We start from the raw sequence: 19568 nt of genomic DNA, 5'->3' as shown, positions 1-19568 counted from the left end.
TTGGACTCTTGGTTCTCTTCGGCTTCTCGTAGAACCGCCGTCACGGTATCCCGTCACGGCGGAGTCGCGTCAACCGGTTTTCGCGCAGCCCTCGCCGTTGAGCTCGAAGTCGTACGGCGGGGAGTTCTTGCCGCGCCAGGAGGCGAGGAAGCCGAAGGCCAGGTCGTCGCCCGCCTGGACCGACTTGTTGTAGTCGGCGGCGGTGGCGGTGACGCGGGAGCCGTTCTGGGAGACGGAGGCGTCCCACATCTGGCCGACCTGCTGGCCGTCCCGGAAGGACCAGGAGACGCGCCAGGAGTCGAGGGGCTCGTTGGTGGTGACGGTGACGGTGGCCTGGAAGCCGTCGGGCCACTGGTTGACCAGGTCGTACTCCACCCGGCAGGTGGGGTCCTCGCTCTCGCGGTCTTCCGGGCGGTCCGTGGGAGAGGAGGTGCCCTGCGGTTCGGTCCGGCTGTCGCCGCTCTCCGGCTTGCCGGGCTTCTGCGACTTCCCCCTGTTCTCGGTGTGCTCGGTGGCCTTGCCGGCCGGCTTCGAGGTCGCGGGAGGCAGGGAAGGGACGGACGGCACGGACAGGTCGGGGTCGGCCACCGGCTGACGGCCGGCGTCGCCGCGCGCTCCGAGGTCGTCGTCGCCCCCACCGAAGGGCATCATCGAGACGCCGAGCGCCAGGACGGAGACCAGGACGGCGGCGACGAGGAGGCCGTTGCGGGCGACGCGCGCCTTCTGCGCGCCGTCCTCCGGTTCTCCGCTCGCCAGTTCCGCCCGGCCGGGACGGCCGGCGCCGAGCCGCACCTCGGCGGCGCGGCGGCGGCGCTCCAGGTACGCGAGCCCGCCCCAGCCGATCACCCCGCCGGCCAGCGCCCCGGGCAGTCCTCCGCCGTGCAGGCGCAGACAGGCGGCGGCCTCGGCGCACTGCACGCAGGTGGCGAGGTGCCGGGAGAGGTCGCCCGGGGCATCGGCAGCGGGGGCACGGGTGACGGCGTCCAGCAGCCGGGCGTAGCTGCGGCACCGGGCGTCCATCGGCGTGTCGAGGTGGTTGCGGTGGCAGCGGTCCCGGAACAGGGTGCGCACCTGCTGGAGTTCGTCGTCTGCGGTGGCCGGGTCGAGGCCCAGGCGGCGGGCGACCAGGGACAGCGGCAGGGCCTCCACCTCGGCCAGCCACAGCAGTTCCGCGTCCGCCTGCTGCAGGTCGCGCAGTCCGCGCAGCGCGAGCGGGCGCTGCAGAGGCGGTCCGGTGTAGCGGGCGGCCTTGTCCGAGTTGAGCCACAGCCGCAGATCGGGGTCGAGCTTGTGGCCCTCCCCCGCCTCCTCCCAGGCCGCGGCCGTGGTGCGTACGGCGGTCAGCAGCAGGGGTATGCGCGGCAGCCGGGCGGGGCGGCGCCCGGAGGCGCGGACCGGGCCGGCATCGGCGGCGCGTGCCTCACGTATGCCGTGTGCGAACGCCTCGCGGCCCAGCTGTGCGGCGGCCGTGGAGCCGGACGTGCACAGGTCGGCGTACGCGAGGACCGCGTCCCAGCACTCGGAGAACAGCGCGGCCTCGGAGGCGTCCTGAGGGGTCGGCAGGTCGGGCATGAGTCTCCTGCATCCACAAGCGAGGTCAACTCACCATGTTGGCAAAGGAGTTGGGGGGAACCTCGGGGCAGGGGACGAGTTTTTCACGTTCTCGACACAACTGACAAGCCGCGTATTCAAATCCTGACGCGACCGACTCCGGAAGGAAGTACGTACGGAACGCCGAAACGTCTCGATGGCGACCCGAATCACATCGGATCGCCATCGAGCACAGCGGGATACGGGCCCGGCGTCAGATCTCGACCGGCTCGTCCGCGGGCAGGCTGTCCATGAAGGAGCTGACCGAGAAGACCGCGTTGCCGGCGCCGGGGGGACCGTAGCCGGGGGGCGAGGAGAGGCCGAAGTCCTCCATCGTCTGCCGGTACGCCTGGAGCAGGCGGATGTGGTACTCCAGGGGCGCGCCCTGCGGGTTGGCCTTGCCGAGCGGGGTCGTCGGCTCCGGGCACCAGGTGGTGAAGCGGGGCGTGATGCCGTGGGACATGAAGAAGCGCAGGCCCTCGGTGGTCGATTCGATGGCCTCGTCGACCGTGGTGAAGCCGAACGGCTCGGCCATCTCCACGCCCGCCACGAAGTTGGGGATGACGTTCCGTGCACCGAAGATGTCCGCCGAGTCGAGGATGCGCTTGTGCCACTCGTCGCGGCCGACGTACCGCTCCTTGCCCGGGCAGTACATCTTGAACAGGTACTCGTCCCACACCTCGTAGTTGGGGTGGTAGATCTGCACGCCGTAGTCCTTGAAGCGCTGGACGTCGTCCTTCGGCAGCGCCTGTGCGACGACCTTGCCGATCCAGCGACCCGGGAAGTGCTCCTCGATGGCCTTGGCGTACCGCCCGTAGAAGTCCGCCTCGTCCAGACCCTGGACCTTCGACGTGATCGCGCCACCGGTGAGCGTGTACGCGGTGGACACCTTCGCGGTGTCGTACCTGTCGATGATCTCGAGCGCCTCGAGGACTTCGTCGACGTCCTTCACGCCCGTGTACGGGCGACCCGCCGCCTTGTGCTGGCGCCAGTTGTGGTTGATGTCGCAGTACTGGCACTCCTCCTTGGCGCCGAAGTACTGGCAGACGCGGAACGCGGTCAGGTAGATCAGGTAGCCCCACTGGATGGTCGGGGCGACCTCCATGACCGACTTCCCGTTGGCGAGGGTGTGCCGGTAGTACTCGGGCATCGGCGGCACGCCGACGTCGGAGATCCGCTTGCCGTCGAGGTAGAGGCCGAGCACGCCGTCCTCGTTCGCGGCGACGCGGTAGGGCGAGGAGGGGTTCACACGGACCGAGACGACGGTCCGTCGCAGGTCGTACGGGCCGCCGGTGAGGATGATCTCCTCGGGTGGGCGGCGCAGCGCGGCCTCGCCCAGCTCGGGCAGGGTGCCGTGGTCGAAGGAGAAGATGAAGTACGACTTCGGCTTGACCTCGCCGCCCTCGTTGTCGCTGAGCGCGGACGGGTCGAAGGCCACTCCGCCCCGGAGCAGGTCCTCCTTGAAGACGGCCTCCCGCGGGACGTGCGGGAATCGCTCCATCAGATCCTCGACCAGCGCGGTACGGCTGCCGCTGCTCATCCCGTCTCTCCTCCCGACTCGGACGTACGACTCCTCACGGTATGCCCATGGCTGTGCGTGAGCGGTACCGGGTCCCCCGGAGCGGGGGCGGCACCCACCCGGCGGGACACGCGCCGCCGACTGCCGCCGACTGCCGCCTGCGGACCGCCGCCCGGCCGATCGGCGACAGCCCGCCGGCCAGCAACCGCTGAAGAGGACGCCACCGACGCGTCACCGGCCGACGGCAGTGCCACGCCCACCCGACGGCGGCCGTGACGGGCCGGTGGGGGGACTCCGGGCCCCCTGGCCCCCTGGAGAAACGGGCAGCGCCCAGCCCACGGGGCACACGCCGCCCGCCACTGCCTGCAGACCGCCGCCCAGCCCATCGGCAAGATGCCACCGGCGGGGAGCAGCCGGTGAGCACCCGACCGCCGCGACAGCACCGCCGGCACGGGGACCGGCCCCGCCCGCGCGGCCCCCTCGGACCGGCGGCAGCGCCACGCCCAGCCCCAACGGCGGCCGCGACGGGGCAGCGGGCCTGCCCACCCGGTGGCGACACCGGGTCCCCACCCGGAGTAACGGCCAGCGCCCAGCCCACGGGGCACACGCCGCCCGCCACTGCCTGCAGACCGCCGCCCAGCCCATCGGCAAGATGCCACCGGCGGGGAACTGCCGGTGAGCACCCGACCGCCGCGACAGCACCGCCGGCACGGGGACCGGCCCCGCCCGCGCGCGACCTCCCCCTCGGACCGGCGGCAGCGCCACGCCCAGCCCCAACGGCGGCCGCGACGGGGCACCGGGCCTGCCCCCCCCCGGACGGTCACATCGGCGAGGACCGAAGGGCCACGCACCCCCGGCCCATCGGGGCCCGCAGCGGGCAAGCGCACGACGGCCAGCCTCGGCGGCCGGCAGGCGACGGCAGGCGATCCGGGCCGGATGGATGCCTCTGACGGTCAGCGCGTCCTCAGGCCTCGCGTTCCAGTGCCGCCAGGTCGACCGCGTAGGCCGGTTTCCCTCCGGCCAGCAGGCGCTCCGCCTCCTCGGCGACCGTTCGGCCGAGGCGGGCCAGCTCGTTGCCCTGGGAGCCCGCGAGGTGTGGGGTGACGAAGGCGCCGGGCAGGTCGTAGAGGGGCGAGTCGGCGGGGAGCGGCTCGGGGTCGGTGACGTCGAGGATCGCGGTCAGGCGCCCGGCGCGCAGTTCCGCCACGAGGGCGTCGTGGTCGACCAGCGCGCCGCGCGCGGTGTTGACGAGCACCGCCCCGTCGGGCATCAGGGCCAACTCGCGGCGGCCGATCAGATGGTGGGTCTCGGGTGTCTCGGGGGCGTGGACGGTGACGATGTCGGAGGTGCGCAGCAGGTCGTCCAGCGACAACAGGGGGACGCCCAGCACGGCGGCCTCCGCCTCGTCGACGTACGGGTCGGTGAGGGCGGGCCGCAGATCGAAGGGGCGGAGCAGCTCGAGGACGCGGCGGCCGATGCGGGAGGCGCCGATGACGCCGACGCGGCGGCCGTAGTTGCCGATGCCGGGGACGATGCCCCAGCCGGAGGAGGTGCGGGACGTGCGCATCCGGTCGCGCGCGGCGAGGACGTCCTTCCCGGCGAGCAGAATCATGGCGAGGGTGTACTCGGCGACCGGCAGCGCGTTGGCGACGGCGGCCGAGGAGACGGCGATGCCGCGCCGCCAGATCCCGGGGGTGGCGAAGGACTTCACCGAGCCGGCCGAGTGCAGCACGGCGCGCAGCCGGGGAGCCGCGTCGAGGACCGTCTCGTCGAGCCGGGGGCAGCCCCAGCCGGTCACCAGGATCTCGGTCCGGCCCAGCGCCTCGCGCACGCGCGGGTCGGTGAAGTCCTGCGCCACGAGGGCGGGATCGATGTCCAGGGACTCCCGCAGCCGCGCCAGCACCTCGGGCGGGAAGACCTGCGGCACGTTCTCGGCGGCCATGGCGAACAGTGCCTGGGGGCGCTGGCTCAAGGAGGTGACCTTCCGGCTCGGCGGCACACGGGAGAGCTGAGGGGATAGAAACCGCTCTCTACAACCTCTCCACGGTAGGCGGGCCGGGCGGCAGCGGCAATGGACATCGGGCCGGGGTAGGTTCCGGCGGGGGGCTTGCCAGCCCCCACAGCCTCGGGGAAGGACGACGTGGATGAACGGGACCGTGACCAACTGGGCGGGCAACATCACCTACGCGGCCAAGGAGCTGCACCGGCCGGGCTCGCTCACCGCACTGCGCGCGCTGGTCGCGGACAGCGACCGGGTGCGGGTGCTGGGCAGCGGACACTCGTTCAACGGGATCGCCGAGCCGGGCGCCGAGGGCGTCCTGCTGTCGCTGGCCGGCCTGCCGCCGGAGGTGGACGTCGACACCGCGGCCCGTACGGTCCGCGTCGGCGGCGGCGTGCGCTACGCGGAGCTGGCCCGCCGGCTGCACGGACAGGGTCTGGCACTGCACAACATGGCGTCCCTGCCGCACATCTCGGTGGCCGGGTCGGTCGCGACCGGCACCCACGGTTCGGGCGTCCTCAACGGCCCGCTCTCGACGGTCGTGCGCGAGGTGGAGCTGGTCACGGCGGACGGCTCGACGGTGACGACAGGACGGGACGAGGAGCGGTTCGGCGGGGCCGTCACCTCGCTCGGCGCGCTCGGTGCCGTCACCGCACTCACCCTCGACCTGGAACCGGCCTTCGAGGTGGAACAGCACGTCTTCACCGAACTGCCCCTGGAGGGACTGGACTCGGGGACGTTCGAGACGGTGATGGCGACGGGGTACAGCGTCAGCCTGTTCACAGACTGGCGTGCGCCGGGCTTCCGGCAGGTGTGGCTGAAGCGGCGCACCGACCAGGCCCTGCCGGCCTTCCCCTGGGCGGCTCCCGCCACCGAGAAGATGCACCCGGTGCCGGGCATGCCCGCGGTGAACTGCACCGAGCAGTTCGGTGTGCCGGGGCCCTGGCACGAGCGACTGCCGCACTTCCGGGCGGAGTTCGTCCCGAGCAGCGGGGCGGAGTTGCAGTCGGAGTACCTGCTGCCGCGCGGGCACGCCGTCGAGATGCTGCACGCGCTCGACGCGATCCGGGAGACGGTCGCCCCGGTGCTGCAGACCTGCGAGGTGCGCACGGTCGCCGGTGACGACCAGTGGCTGAGCCCGTCCCACGGCCGGGACACCGTCGCGGCGCATTTCACCTGGATCGAGGACACGCGGGCGGTGCTGCCGGTGGTGCGGCGGGTCGAGGAGGCGCTGGAGCCCTTCGGGGCGCGGCCGCACTGGGGGAAGGTGTTCACCGTGCCCGCGTCCCTCCTGGGCGGTCTGTATCCGCGGCTGGACGACTTCCGCGCGCTGACGCGGGAGCTGGACCCGGAGGGGAAGTTCGCCAACGCCTTCGTGCGGGAGGTGCTGGCGCGGGCGTAGGGCCGGTGGGCCCCGGGGCGGACCGCCGGCAGGTCAGGTCGCGGCGTGCGACCTGCCGCCCGGGGCCGTGACGCGGTCGGCCTCGGCCTGGACGAGCAGGGAGAGCAGTGATGCCACGGTCAGACCGGCCTCGGCGGGGTGGCGCAGCACCTTGCCCGGGTCGATCCGGTACGTGTTGGTGCGGCCCTCTTTGGTGTGGGAGAGATATCCGTCCTGCTCCAGGTCGGCGATGATCTTCTGCACAGCGCGTTCCGTGAGCCGGCAGTGGGCGGCGATGTCGCGGATACGGGCGCTGTGATTGTCGGCGATGGCCGCCAGCACCCGGGCGTGGTTGGTGATGAACGTCCATCCGGTGTGTGACTCGGGCACTCCATCCATGCCCCAACTCTAGCGAACAGGGGTTCACGCACTCAAAAACACGTACTTTGTTTCATGTATCGGTTGACGTGTGTGGGGTAGAGAGGCAACGCTGGAATCACGGAGGCAGGCGAACGCACAAAGGGAGAAGAGGGCCATGCCGGAGCCTGCGTACTCTGCGCGGCCTCACACGCCGGAGGGCGCCACATCCATGGCGGGCGACAACGCGCCGGCGGCGATCCCGCCGTGCATGGCGACCATGGACGTCGCACCGGACGGCGACCGGATGACCGTGACCCTGTGGGGGGAACTGGACCTGGGAAGCCGACGGCTCCTGCCGGACCTGTACGACATCCTCGCGCTGTCGGGCAGCGGCATCGACCTGCGCCTGGACGCGGTCGGCTTCTGCGACTGCTCGGGCCTCAACGTGCTGCTGGATCTGCGCATGCGCGCCCTCGACCTGGACAAGACGGTCGCCGTCCGCTCCAGTGGCCGCTCGGTCGAGCGGGTCCTCGACCTGACCGGCACCCGGGAGCTGTTGACGAACGCCGTCCCCCCGCCCGCCCGCGCCGGCTCCCCTCAGACCGACGCCGACCAGGCCCTGCGGACCGAAGTCGCCCAGTTGCGACGGGCGATGCAGACCCGGCCGACCATCGATCTGGCCCGCGGCATCCTGATGGCCTCCTTCGGCCTGAGCCCCGAGGCGGCCTGGAGCGTGCTGGTCCGGACCTCCCAGAACACCAACACCAAGCTGCGCCATCTGGCCGAGGAGTTGGTGGGCACCGCCCACGGCACCCCACTGCCGGAGCACGTGCAGCGGCACCTGGCGGCCGCGGTCGCGAGCACCCGGAGCGCCACGGCGGTGTGCCCCGCGAGCGGAACCGTCGAGCACGGGGACTGACACCCCCTCCCGCGACGCACCCCGCCCGCCCCTTGAGGCATCATGAACGGGCCATGGACGGGCACCACCCGCCCCACCAGGAAGCGCACTTTATAAAGCCCCTTTCCAAACCCCTTGTCGAAAGTCCCGCCAGCCCATAGCCTTGCGCCGCGCCGGTGCCGACGTCGAACCCGGCCAGGGCCGGTCCGGGAAGGAATGGGGCACTCCGGTGAAGCGCACATCACGCGACATCCGCACCGCGAACCGCTACGAGGTGCTGCGCCAGATCATCGCGGAGTCACCCACCTCCCGGCAGGAGCTGGCGGCCGCCACCGGCCTCAGCCTCGCCACGGTGGCCACGCTCGTGGGCGAGCTGCTCGACCTCCGCATGATCACGGAGGTCGGCTTCGAGGACTCGGCCGGCGGCCGCCCCCGGGGCCTGGTGGCGGTCAACGCCTCGGGCGGCGCTCTGATCGGCGTCGACATCGCCGAGACCTACGTCCATGTCGAGCTGTTCGACCTGGGGCTGAACGTCCTGGCCCGTGCCGAGGAGGACGTCCGCGCGAGTGAGAGCCTGCCCGAGCAGGTGGTCGGCCATGTGGCCACCGCCGTCGGCTCGGTGGTCACCCAGGCCGGCATCGAGGGCGCCCGGGTGCTCGGGGTCGGGGTGAGCGTGCCGGGGCAGGTGGACCGCGCCACCGGCATCGCGGAGTACGCGCCCAACTGGGACTGGCACGACGTACCGCTGCTCGACCTGCTCACCGAGCACATCGCCTACCCGCTGTACCTGGACAACCCGCTGCGCGCCAGCGCGGTCGCCGAGCTGTGGTTCGGGGCCGCGCGCGGGGCCGGGACCGCCGTGGTGGTCAACCTCGGGACCGGGGTGGGCGCCGGGCTCGTCCTGGGCGGCGGGCTGCACCGTGGCGTGAGCAACAGCGCCGGCGAGTGGGGCCACACCACGATGGTGCTGGACGGACGGCTGTGCCGCTGCGGCAACCACGGCTGTGTGGAGACGTACGTCGGCGCGCGCGGCATCATGCTGAACCTGCGGGAGATCGGCCCCGACAGCGCGCTGCTGCACGCGGACGACCAGACGGCGACCATCGACGCGCTGGCCCGCGGGATCGCGGCGGACGACCCGGTGGCACGCCGGGCCGTCCACGAGACCGCCCGCTATCTGGGCGCCGGCGTCGCGGACCTGGTGAACCTGTTCAACCCCGAGATCGTCGTGCTGAGCAGCTGGGTCGCCCGCACCCTGGGCGAACCGCTGCTGCACGAGGTGCGCGAGGCCGTGACCCGGCACGCGCTGCCGCGGCCGCTGGCCGCCACCGAGATCGTCCTCTCCCCGATCCCCACCGACCCGGTGTGCCTGGGCGCGGCGACGTTCGCGCTGGAGGGCGCGCTTCAGGCCGTCGGGCAGAAGAACGGCAAACGCACCGCCACCGTGAGGAGCCGAACCGCCGCCGCACCACCCTCGTAGCGGCGGAAGCAACTCCTCCGCTCCCCCCGCATGTTCGAAATCGCGAACCGGACACAACGCTTCGAACAGACTTCGTCCAACCCCTTGCCGAAGCCTTAGCCGAAGCTCTAGCGTCCCGCACCGCACCTCTCTTTGAGCCATCTGGCGCGAGCCCCCGGGCCCGTGAGCCAACAGGCAGTGAGCCGAAGAGCCGCAGCCGCACTCGAGACAAGGACGTCAGCATGTCGGCATCGAGCAACATGAACTGGGACCGCCGAACCGTACTGCGGGCCGCGATGGGCCTGGCCGCCGCCGGCGGACTCGCCGCGTGCGGCAGCAACACCGGGCGGGGCGGTGGGTCCGGGTCGGGCGAGGGCCTCACCCAGTACTTCCACGCGTACGGCGAGGCCGGCGTCGAGCAGGCCGTCAAGCGCTACGCGAAGGCCTACAAGGACGCCGACGTGACCACGCAGTGGATCACCGGCAACAACTACGAGCAGAAGCTCTTCGCCGCGCTGCTCACCAAGAACGCGCCGGACGTCTTCGAGTTCCACCCGCAGATCCAGCTCGTCAAGAGCGGTCAGGTGGCCGACCTGACGGACATCATCGAGCCGGTCAAGGACGACTTCAACCCGGCCGACATCAAGTCGCACACGGTCGACGGCAAGATATACGGCATCCGGATGATCGACGACCCGCAGTTCCTCTTCTACCGGCCCTCGCTGTTCGAGAAGGCGAAGATCGAGGTTCCGACCACGCTGGAAGAGCTGATCGAGGCCGCCGACAAGCTGACCACCAACAAGGTCAAGGGCATCTTCCTCGGCAACGACCTGACCTCGATCCAGCACAACGTGATCTGGTCGGCCGGCGCCGACACCCTCACCGCCGACAACAAGCCCGCCTTCAACACCGACGGCGTCGCCGACGGCCTCAAGCAGCTGCGCGGTCTGTTCACCAGCGGCAACCTGCTCCTCGACGCCCCCGCCGACTCGTGGGACCCGTCGGCCTTCAACCAGGGCCTGACCGCGATCCAGTGGTGCGGCATGTGGGCCATGCCCGCCATGCAGCAGGCGCTCGGCGACGACATCGGCATCTTCCCCTTCCCGAAGATCGGTTCCGCCGGCAAGGAGTCGGTCTACAACGGCGGCTGGTCGATGTTCGTCAACGCCAAGGGCGACAACGTCGAGGCGGCCAAGGAATACGTCAAGTGGCTGTGGATCGACCAGAAGAAGTACCAGGAGGACTTCGCCACCTCCTACGGCTTCCACATCCCGCCGCGCTCCTCCCTCGCCCAGTCCGCGAGCAAGCTGAAGTCCGGTCTGCCGGCCGAGGGAGTGAAGCTCTTCAACGAGTTCGGCCACTTCGACAACATCGGCTGGACCCAGGCCATGATCGCCGCGATCAACGACGTCATGGCGAACTCCGTCCGCAAGAACGGCGACCCCAAGGCCCAGCTCGCGGCCGCGGAGAAGAAGGTCAACGCCGAGCTCAAGAAGCTGTTCGGTTAGGCCCGGCGGACGGACCACGACATGTCGACCACCACCACACGCGGGGTCGCCCAGCCCGCCCCGGCCAAGGTCTCCAAGACCCGGCCGAGGCGGGGCCTGAGGGCGAGCAGCACCTTCAACTTCTGGCTTTTCACCGGGCCGTTCCTGATCGGCCTGGTGATCTTCGTCTTCGTGCCCATCGGCTGGAGCATCTGGCTCAGCTTCTTCGAGGCACGCTTCACCGTCACGCCGAGCGAGTTCGTCGGCTTCGACAACTACAGGCAGATCCTGACGGACACGAACTTCCGGAACTCGCTCGTCACCTTCACGGTGTTCGCAGCGTTCATCGTGCCCGCCACCTGGGCCATGTCGCTGGGACTCGCCCTGCTGGTGAACCGGCTGCGGTTCATGCGGGCCTTCTTCCGGTCGGTGTTCTTCCTGCCGACGGCGGTCAGCTATGTCGCCGCCGCGCTGATCTGGAAGATGTCCATCTTCAACGGCGTCCGCTTCGGCCTCGCCAACACCGTCATCGGCTGGTTCGGCATCGACAACGTCGCCTGGCTGGCCAACCCGGACCCGCCCTGGTACTGGCTGGTCATCGTGACCGTGCGCCTCTGGCTGCAGTCGGGCTTCTACATGATCCTGTTCCTCGCGGCGCTGCAGAACATCCCGCGGGAGCTGTACGAGGCCGCCTCCATCGACGGCGCCAAGCCGGGCTGGCAGACCTTCCGGCACATCACGCTGCCCCAGCTGCGGGCCACGTCCACCGCGGTGATCCTGCTGCTGCTCGTCGCCGCCTATCAGGCCTTCGACGAGTTCTTCAACCTGTTGTCCAAGGCCACCTGGGGCCAGCCGCCCCTGGTCGAGTTGTACAAGATGGCCCTCGGCAACAACCAGAACTACGGCGCGGGCAGCGCGGGCGCGGTCGTCCTGACCCTGCTCATCTGCGTCGTCACACTGCTCCAGGGCAAGATCATGGGCTTCGGAAGGGGTGAGGAGTCCAAGTGACCACCACAGCACCCGACATCCGCGAGGGCGCGAAGCCGGCCGCCAAGGCCAAGCGTGGCGGCGGGGTCCTCGGCAACACCGGCCTGTACATCGCGACCGGCATCGCGGCCCTGCTCTTCCTGATCCCCTTCTATCTGATCGTCCGCAACGCGCTGATGACGGACCAGGAGATCACGGGCGAGGAGTGGAAGTGGTTCCCCACCTCCATCCAGTGGGGCAACATCACCGAGCCCTTCAACGATGTCACGGTCGACTTCGCCCAGTCCCTGTGGAACTCGGTGGTCGTGGCCGTCCTGCACACCGCCGGCATCCTGCTGATCTGCTCGCTGGCCGGGTACGGCCTCGCCCGGATCCCGTACAAGCACGCCAACAAGGTGTTCTACGCCGTCCTGGCCACGCTGATGGTTCCCACGGCGGTCACCTTCGTGCCGAGCTTCGTCCTGGTCTCGTCCCTCGGCTGGGTGGACAGTTACCGGGGTCTCATCATCCCGGGGCTCTTCAGTGGTTTCACCTGCTTCCTGTTCCGGCAGTACTTCCTGGGGTTCCCCAAGGAGCTGGAGGAGGCGGCGCGGGTGGACGGGCTCGGCTATTGGGGCGCGTACTGGCGTGTCGTCGTGCCGAACTCGCTGAACTTCTTCGCGGCCATCGCCACGATCACCTTCATCAACGGCTGGAACGCCTTCCTGTGGCCCCTGGTCATCGGCCAGGACCCGAGCGCCTGGACGGTCCAGGTGGCGCTGTCGTCGTACATGACGAACCAGACCGTCAACTATCACCTGATCTTCATGGCCACGGCCATTTCCATCCTGCCCCTGGTGTTCGTCTTCCTCTTCCTCCAGCGCTGGCTGGTGCAGGGGATCGCCCAGACCGGCATCAAGGGCTGAGCTAGGAGACCGATGTCTTTCCGCACCACCGCCGACTACGTCGAGGACGTCTCCCCGGGCAGCGGGGCCCTTCCGGCCCGTGCCTGGTACGCGGCCTCGGACGCCGCGTCCCTGTCGCTGAACGGCAGCTGGCGCTTCCGGCTGTCGGCCACCGTCGACGCCGAGGACGACTCGTTCGCCGAGGAGGGCTACGACGCCCGGGGCTGGGCCGAGGTCACGGTCCCCGGGCACTGGGTCCTCCAGGGCGACGGGGCGTTCGGGTCCCCGATCTACACCAACCACCTCTACCCCTTCCCGGTGGACCCGCCGCACGTCCCGACCGAGAACCCGACCGGTGACCATCTGCGCGTCTTCGACCTGCCGTCGGACTGGCCGTCGGACGGCGGGGCGGTGCTGCGGTTCGACGGCGTCGAGTCCTGCGCCCGCCTCTGGCTGAACGGCACGGAGCTCGGCGAGTTCAAGGGCTCCCGGCTGCCGCACGAGTTCGCGGTCGGGCACCTGCTGAAGCCGGGCGGCAACGTCCTGGCGGTGCGGGTGCACCAGTGGTCGGCGGGCTCGTACCTGGAGGACCAGGACCAGTGGTGGCTGCCGGGCATCTTCCGTGACGTGACGCTGCTGCACCGCCCGGCGGGCAGTGTGGGCGACTTCTTCGTGCACGCGTCGTACGACCACACCAGCGGCGAGGGCACCCTGCGGGTCGACTCCGACGTCGAGGGGCGGGTGACCGTCCCGGGGCTGGACATCGATGTCGCGACGGGTGAGTCGGTGACGGTGGCCGTCGAGCCGTGGACCGCCGAGACGCCGAAGCTGTACGACGGTGTGCTGGCCACCGAGGGCGAGCGGGTGCCGCTGCGGATCGGCTTCCGTACGGTCGTCCTGGAGGACGGCCTGATCAAGGTCAACGGCAAGGCCGTCCTCTTCAAGGGCGTCAACCGGCACGAGTGGCACCCGGAGAAGGGCCGCGCCCTCGACCTGGAGACCATGCGTGAGGACGTGCTGCTGATGAAGCGGCACAACCTCAACGCCGTGCGCACCTCGCACTACCCGCCGCACCCGGCCTTCCTGGAGCTGTGCGACGAGTACGGCCTGTGGGTCATCGACGAGTGCGACCTGGAGACCCACGGCTTCACCGAGCAGGACTGGCGGGACAACCCGGTCGACGACGACCGCTGGACCCCGGCGCTGCTGGACCGTGCGGCGCGGATGGTCGAGCGGGACAAGAACCATCCGTCGGTGGTGTTCTGGTCGCTGGGCAACGAGGCCGGCACCGGGCGCGGGCTCACCGCGATGGCCGAGTGGATCCACGACCGCGACCCCGAGCGGCTGGTGCACTACGAGGGCGACTGGAACTGCCGCGACACGGACGTCTACTCGCGGATGTACGCCTTCCACGACGAGGTCGACAAGATCGGGCAGCGGCTCGACGGTGGTACGCACAAGCGCCGCGCACTGCCGTTCATCCAGTGCGAGTACGGGCACGCGATGGGCAACGGCCCGGGCGGGCTCGCCGACTACCAGGAGCTGTTCGAGAAGCACGAGCGGCTCCAGGGCGGGTTCATCTGGGAGTGGATCGACCACGGCGTCAAGCACGCCGAGCTGGGCTACGCCTACGGCGGTGACTTCGGCGAGGAACTGCACGACGGCAACTTCGTCTGCGACGGGCTGGTCTTCCCGGACCGGACGCCGTCGCCGGGCCTGATCGAGTACAAGAAGGTCATCGAGCCGGTCCACATCGAGGGCGACGGCGCCAACGGCATTGTGCGGATCACCAACAAGCAGGACTTCGCGGATCTGTCCGCGCTGGCCTTCGAGTGGTCGTGCCAGGTGGACGGCGAGACCGTCGAGTCGGGCCCGCTGGCGGTGCCGGTGCTCGTGCCGGGCGAGAGCGCCGAGGTGAAGCTGCCGGAGCCGCCCGTGGACGGTCGGGGCGGCGAACGCCAGTGGACGGTGCGGGCGCTGCTCGCGGACGACACGGTCTGGGCTCCCAAGGATCATGTCGTGGCCTGGGGGCAGTTCGCCGCGGGGGCACGGCCGCTGCCGTCCTTCCCCGCGAGTGACCGGCCCGTGGCCGGCCCGGACCGGATCACCCTCGGCCCGGCCGAGTTCGACCCCCGCACCGGCGCCCTGCGCTCGATCGGCGGGGTGGCGGTCGGCGCGGCACCGCGGCTGGACGTGTGGCGGGCGCCGACCGACAACGACGACGGCGCGGAATGGCAGACCGACACCCGCTACGGGATGCTGTGGCGCACGCTCGGCCTGCACCGTATGCGGCACCGCCTGGTCTCGGTCGAGGCCGGCGACGACGCGCTGACGGTCCGGACCCGGGTGGCGCCCGCGGCCCGCGAGGTCGGCCTGGACACGGTGTACCGCTGGACGTCCGACGGCGAGCGGCTGCGGCTGACCGTGTCCGTGACCCCCCAGGGCGACTGGACGGTGCCGCTGCCCCGGCTCGGGGTCCGCTTCGGACTGCCGGAGGCCGACCGGGTGGAGTGGTTCGGCGGCGGTCCGGGCGAGGCGTACCCGGACACCAGGACGGCGTCGATGGTGGGCCGCTGGCAGTCGACGGTGGACGGGCTGCAGACCCCGTACGTCCGTCCGCAGGAGAACGGTGCCCGCGCCGATGTCCGCTGGGTGGAGCTCGGCGGGCTGCGCATCGAGGGCGACCCGGAGTTCTGGTTCACCGCGCGGCGCTGGACGACCGAGCAGCTCGAGGCGGCCCGGCACCGCACCGACCTCACGGCCGGCGACACGGTGTGGGTCAACCTCGACCACGGGCAGCACGGCATCGGCTCGCAGTCGTGCGGCCCGGGCCCGCTGCCGCGGTACTTCCTGAAGGCGGAGCCGACGGAGTTCTCGTTCGTGTTCTCGACCACCGGGTGACTCGACCGCCGGGCAAGAAGAACACCAGGTAAGAAATCGTTTAATCGATTGACCAATTGATCGACATTCCGACAGTGTCGGGACGTCATCCGCGGCCGGTCGGCCCTCGAAGCCGACCGGCCGCACCTGTGTTCACCGTAAGGAAGTGGGTGGGTCGATTGAGTGTCTCCATCGAGGTCCGCGGACTGTCCCGGACCTTTCACACCACCGTCCGCCGCCCCGGTTTCCTGGGCGCCGTCCGCTCGCTCGTCAATCCCGAGCGGGTGGCCAAGCACGCCGTCGCCGACATCACCTTCGACGTGGCCCCGGGCGAACTCCTCGCCCTGCTCGGCCCGAACGGCGCCGGCAAGTCCACCACCATCAAGATGCTGACCGGCATCCTCACGCCCACCTCCGGCGAGGCCCGGGTCGCGGGCGTCGTGCCCTACCAGGAGCGGGAGCGCAACGCCCGGAACGTCGGCGCGGTGTTCGGGCAGCGCACCCAGCTGTGGTGGGACCTGCCGGTGCGCGAGTCGTTCGCGATCCTGCGGGACATCTACGAGGTGCCGAAGGCCGAGCACGCCGCCCGGCTGAAGGAGTTCGACGAGATCCTGGACCTGTCGTCCTTCTGGGACACCCGGGTCCGCCACCTCTCCCTCGGCCAGCGGGTGCGCAGCGACCTGGCCGCCGCCCTGCTGCACGATCCGCCGGTGGTCTTCCTCGACGAGCCGACCATCGGCATGGACGTGGTGGTCAAGGAGCAGGTGCGGGAGTTCCTGCGCCACCAGGTGGAGCAGCGCGGCCGTACGGTCCTGCTGACCACGCACGACATGACGGAGGTCGAGCGGCTCGCCGAGCGGGTGGTGCTGGTCAACCACGGCCGGCTGATGATGGACGGCACCCTCGACGAGATCCGCCGGAAGTTCGGCTCCACCTGGCAGGTGCGGGCCACTCTCGCCGATCCGCACGCCGAGGTCCTGCCGCCGCCCGGGATCACCCTGCTGCGGCACGCCGGCGCCCAGGTCGTCTTCGGCCCCGACGGGGCGGACGCGCCCACGGTCCACCAGGCGCTCAAGGCGGTGATCGAGCGGTACGAGGTGACCGACATCGCCCTGGACGAGGCGGACCTGGAAGACGTGATGCGGGCCGCGTACGTGCACGCCGGGGAGGTCTGACATGGCCGTGCTGCACGCCTGGCGCACCGCCCGCGTCACCCCGCTGGGCGAGCTGAACGCACCGCCCAGGATGACGGCCGTCGCGCTCCGGCTGGCCGTGCAGGTGGTGCTGGTCTGGTCGCTGTGGCGCGGCCTGTACGCGCATTCCGGCACGACCGCCGGGCTGAGCCGCGACCAGGCCGTCACCTACGCCGTGCTGGCCGTACTGGCGTCCCGGCTGCGGGAGCTGGACCAGTACACGGGCCGGGACACGGTCCTCCAGCACATGCACTTCGGCACCATCGTCTACTGGTATCTGCGCCCGCTGCCGCCGCAGCGCTACTACGCCCTGCGGGCCGCCGGCGAGCAGTTGTACGGGCTCGCGTGGGCGCTGGCCGGGTACCTGGTCTGTCTGGCCGCCGGGCTCGTCGAGCCGCCCGGCTCCGCAGCCGTGGCCGGGGTGTTCGTGCTCAGCATGCTGCTGGGCCAGTGGGTCCTGTACTACGTCATGCTCGTGCTCGACCAGTTGTGCTTCTGGACGATCCGCAACAACGCGGCGATGCTCATCCTGCTGTTCGCGCAGAACCTGCTGTCCGGGGTGTACGCGCCGCTGTGGTTCTTCCCGGACTGGTTCGTGACGATGAGCGCCTTCCTGCCCTTCCAGGCCACGCTGAGCGTGCCGCTGTCGCTGTACGTGGGCCGGATCCCCTTGTCCGACGCGGCCTTCCAGCTCTCCGTACAGGCGGCCTGGGTGGTGGCGCTGGCGTTGTTCACCCGGCTGCTGTGGCGGCGGGCCGCCCGGCGCGTGATCTCGCAGGGAGGCTGAGATGTCGTTGAAGGCTCTGCGGATCGTGTGGCGCGTGACGGCGCTCAACTTCCGCGCGCAGATGGAGTACCGCACCGAGTTCCTGCTGATGATCGCGATCGGGGCGATCTGGCAGGTGTCGGTGATCGTGTTCGCCACGGTGCTGTTGACCCGGTTCGCCGGGATGGGCGGCTGGGACAGCTCGGACGTGCTGCTGATCCCGGCGACGCGCATGCTGGCGCACGGTCTGTTCGTGCTGTTCCTGGGGCGGGTGCACTTCGCCGGCCGGCAGATCCAGGAGGGCCGCATCGACATCTACCTGATGCGCCCCATGCCGGTGCACCGGCAGATCCAGCTGGCCTACTTCCCCACCAACGCCATCGGGGACCTCACGGTCGCGGCGGGGCTGATGGTGGGCGCGCTGTCCCGCAGCGACCTGGACTGGACGGCGGGCCGGATCGGCTATCTGATCGCGGCCGTGCTGGGCGGCATGCTGCTGGAGGCGGCCCTGTTCACGGTCGTCGCCAGCGCGGCGCTGCGTTTCCCGGCGGCCGACTACTGGGGCCGCTGGCTGGAGGAACTCCTCGGCACGTTCGGCAGCTACCCGCTGAACGTGCTGCCCAAGGCGGTTGGCGGCTTCCTGACCTATGGCCTCCCGCTCGCGTTCGTCGCCTTCTTCCCGGCGGCGGTACTGACCGGCCACGGGCATACGACCGGTGTGCCGTACTGGCTGGCGGCGGCCTCACCGCTGCTCGGGCTGCTGGCGTATCTGGGGGCGCGGCTGCTGTGGCGGTGGAGTCTGCGGCACTACAGCGGGGTCAACGGCTGACGGTCCGGCCCGACCCGCGGACCGGGGTGAACAGGGCGCTCACGGCGAGCAGGACGCAGGTCGCTCCGGCGGCCAGGGCGACCGGCGTCGTGCCCTGTTCCTCCGCGGCCCAGGTCAGCACGGCGGCACCGATCGGTGCCGCCGCGTAGTGCAGGGTCCAGAACGCGGAGGTGACCCGGCCCAGCAGGTGTTCCGGGGTCACCTCCTGGCGGAGCGACATCGAGCAGGTGCCGCCCATGGCGGCGCAGGCCAGGAAGGCGGCGCACAGGGCCGCGACCACGGGCACGTCACGGGCCCAGCCGAGACCGGCGAAGGCGAGCCCACAGCCCGCGACCGAGCCGGTCCACGTCAGCCCGAAGCCGAGGCGGCGGCGGATCCTGGCCACGAGCAGGGCGCCGGTGATGGTGCCGAGCGCGCCGGCGGCCATGACGGTTCCGACCGTGCCGTCGTCCTGGCCGAGGTCGTGCTTGAGGTGGTAGATGACCAGGTCGTGGATACCGAGGGTGAGGAAGCTGAAGACGAACAGCAGGACGGTGAGCGAGCGCAGCACGGGGTGGCCGTAGAGGAAGGCGATGCCGGTGCGCAGGTCCTGCCACAGTCCGGTGCGCTTGCCGGGCTGTTCGTCAGGGGCGCGCCTGCGGAACCGAACGAAGAACAGGAGCGTCGCCGACACCCCGAAGCTGGCCGCGTTCACGCCCACGGCCGCGGCCGGCCCGGACCAGGCGGCCACCAGCCCCGCGCACAGCGGCCCGAGGACACCCGCGGCGGCGGCCGTCGCGTTCAACCGGCCGTTGGCCTCGGTGAGTTGCTCGGTGCCGACCAGGCCGCGGACGACGGTGACGTAGCCGACCGCGAACAGCATGCCGACGGCCTCGCACAGCGGCAGCACCACGTACAGCAGCCAGATCTGCGGGCCGAACAGCCACACCAGCGGGATCACCCCGTACAGCCCCATGCGCACGAGGTCGCAGGTGATGAGCAGCCGGCGCCGGTCCACCCGGTCCACCACCGCCCCGGCGAACACGGCCGCCACGACGGATGCCGCCCCGCCCACCGCGGTCAGCAGCCCCATCCGCGCGACCGACCCCGTGGCCTCCAGGACCAGCAGGGGCAGGGCGATCAGGGCGAAGGAGTCGCCGAGGACGGAGAGGGTCTGCGCGGTCCAGAAGATCCCGAAGTCCCGCTGCCGCCACAGCGGGCGGGTGCCGGGTAAGCCGTCGTCGCCCGCGTCCGAGGGCGTGCCGCTGCCGGGCTCGTCCTCGCGCCGTGCCGCCTCGTACGTCATGCGCCCTCCCCCGTCGCCGATGCACGGCAACCTTATGGCCGGCCGCGGCGA

General features: G+C 70.8%; 16 protein-coding genes. 11 read left to right on the top strand and 5 right to left on the bottom strand.

All coding sequences use genetic code 11. The features are described from left to right. Positions 1-69: 69 nt before the first annotated feature. Entirely contained in the window at positions 70-1572 is a 1503-nt protein-coding gene (locus OHU35_RS33880) for a cellulose-binding domain-containing protein (protein WP_189721415.1), read from the bottom strand. A gap of 232 nt (positions 1573-1804) precedes the next feature. Then, positions 1805-3130, bottom strand: a complete 1326-nt coding sequence (locus OHU35_RS33875) for a radical SAM protein (RefSeq protein WP_189721416.1) — start codon at positions 3128-3130, stop codon at positions 1805-1807. 47 nt (positions 3131-3177) lie between these two features. Here OHU35_RS33875 and OHU35_RS33870 point away from each other — a divergent pair, with 47 nt between their 5' ends. Next, complete coding sequence (locus tag OHU35_RS33870; RefSeq protein ID WP_405508034.1) at positions 3178-3321, top strand: hypothetical protein; 144 nt, start codon at positions 3178-3180, stop codon at positions 3319-3321. A 752-nt stretch (positions 3322-4073) separates the two neighbouring features. Here the strand turns inward: OHU35_RS33870 and OHU35_RS33865 are convergent. Then, on the bottom strand, positions 4074-5081 hold the full coding sequence (locus tag OHU35_RS33865) for a hydroxyacid dehydrogenase (RefSeq protein ID WP_405508032.1): 1008 nt from the start codon (positions 5079-5081) through the stop codon (positions 4074-4076). Positions 5082-5253: 172 nt separating this feature from the next. Here OHU35_RS33865 and OHU35_RS33860 point away from each other — a divergent pair, with 172 nt between their 5' ends. After that, entirely contained in the window at positions 5254-6510 is a 1257-nt protein-coding gene (locus OHU35_RS33860) for a D-arabinono-1,4-lactone oxidase (RefSeq protein ID WP_359888183.1), read from the top strand. A 33-nt stretch (positions 6511-6543) separates the two neighbouring features. Here OHU35_RS33860 and OHU35_RS33855 read toward each other — a convergent pair whose 3' ends face one another. Then, complete coding sequence (locus OHU35_RS33855; protein WP_189721419.1) at positions 6544-6888, bottom strand: MarR family transcriptional regulator; 345 nt, start codon at positions 6886-6888, stop codon at positions 6544-6546. Between the two features lie 190 nt (positions 6889-7078). On the opposite strand from OHU35_RS33855, the gene OHU35_RS33850 reads away from it, so the two are divergent. The 9 genes from OHU35_RS33850 to OHU35_RS33810 all read left to right on the top strand — a co-directional run bounded on the left by OHU35_RS33850 (position 7079) and on the right by OHU35_RS33810 (position 18232). After that, positions 7079-7768, top strand: a complete 690-nt coding sequence (locus OHU35_RS33850) for an ANTAR domain-containing protein (protein ID WP_229872756.1) — start codon at positions 7079-7081, stop codon at positions 7766-7768. Positions 7769-7976: 208 nt separating this feature from the next. Then, a complete protein-coding gene (locus tag OHU35_RS33845; RefSeq protein WP_359888190.1) occupies positions 7977-9227 on the top strand; it encodes an ROK family transcriptional regulator in 1251 nt (416 codons plus the stop codon). A gap of 221 nt (positions 9228-9448) precedes the next feature. Next, complete coding sequence (locus OHU35_RS33840) at positions 9449-10714, top strand: ABC transporter substrate-binding protein (RefSeq protein ID WP_189721422.1); 1266 nt, start codon at positions 9449-9451, stop codon at positions 10712-10714. A gap of 21 nt (positions 10715-10735) precedes the next feature. Continuing rightward, positions 10736-11701 (top strand): carbohydrate ABC transporter permease, encoded by a 966-nt coding sequence (locus tag OHU35_RS33835; protein WP_189721423.1) that lies wholly within the window; start codon positions 10736-10738, stop codon positions 11699-11701. After that, complete coding sequence (locus tag OHU35_RS33830) at positions 11698-12585, top strand: carbohydrate ABC transporter permease (protein ID WP_359888195.1); 888 nt, start codon at positions 11698-11700, stop codon at positions 12583-12585. Before OHU35_RS33835 ends, OHU35_RS33830 begins: the two co-directional genes overlap by 4 nt. Positions 12586-12597: 12 nt before the next feature. Further along, complete coding sequence (locus tag OHU35_RS33825; RefSeq protein ID WP_405508030.1) at positions 12598-15465, top strand: glycoside hydrolase family 2 TIM barrel-domain containing protein; 2868 nt, start codon at positions 12598-12600, stop codon at positions 15463-15465. 158 nt (positions 15466-15623) lie between these two features. After that, positions 15624-16619 (top strand): ATP-binding cassette domain-containing protein, encoded by a 996-nt coding sequence (locus tag OHU35_RS33820; RefSeq protein WP_189721902.1) that lies wholly within the window; start codon positions 15624-15626, stop codon positions 16617-16619. Position 16620: 1 nt separating this feature from the next. After that, a complete protein-coding gene (locus OHU35_RS33815) occupies positions 16621-17424 on the top strand; it encodes an ABC-2 family transporter protein (RefSeq protein WP_189721426.1) in 804 nt (267 codons plus the stop codon). A gap of 1 nt (position 17425) precedes the next feature. Next, on the top strand, positions 17426-18232 hold the full coding sequence (locus tag OHU35_RS33810; protein WP_405508028.1) for an ABC transporter permease: 807 nt from the start codon (positions 17426-17428) through the stop codon (positions 18230-18232). On the opposite strand, the gene OHU35_RS33805 is transcribed toward OHU35_RS33810, so the two are convergent. Then, positions 18222-19517, bottom strand: a complete 1296-nt coding sequence (locus OHU35_RS33805) for an MFS transporter (RefSeq protein WP_405508027.1) — start codon at positions 19515-19517, stop codon at positions 18222-18224. The two genes, OHU35_RS33810 and OHU35_RS33805, sit on opposite strands and share 11 nt — an antisense overlap. Positions 19518-19568: the final 51 nt, after the last annotated feature.

This window comes from Streptomyces purpurascens, assembly GCF_045040895.1.
Taxonomy (GTDB): Bacteria; Actinomycetota; Actinomycetes; order Streptomycetales; family Streptomycetaceae; genus Streptomyces; species Streptomyces purpurascens.
This window is presented reverse-complemented; position numbering and strand designations above follow the sequence as displayed.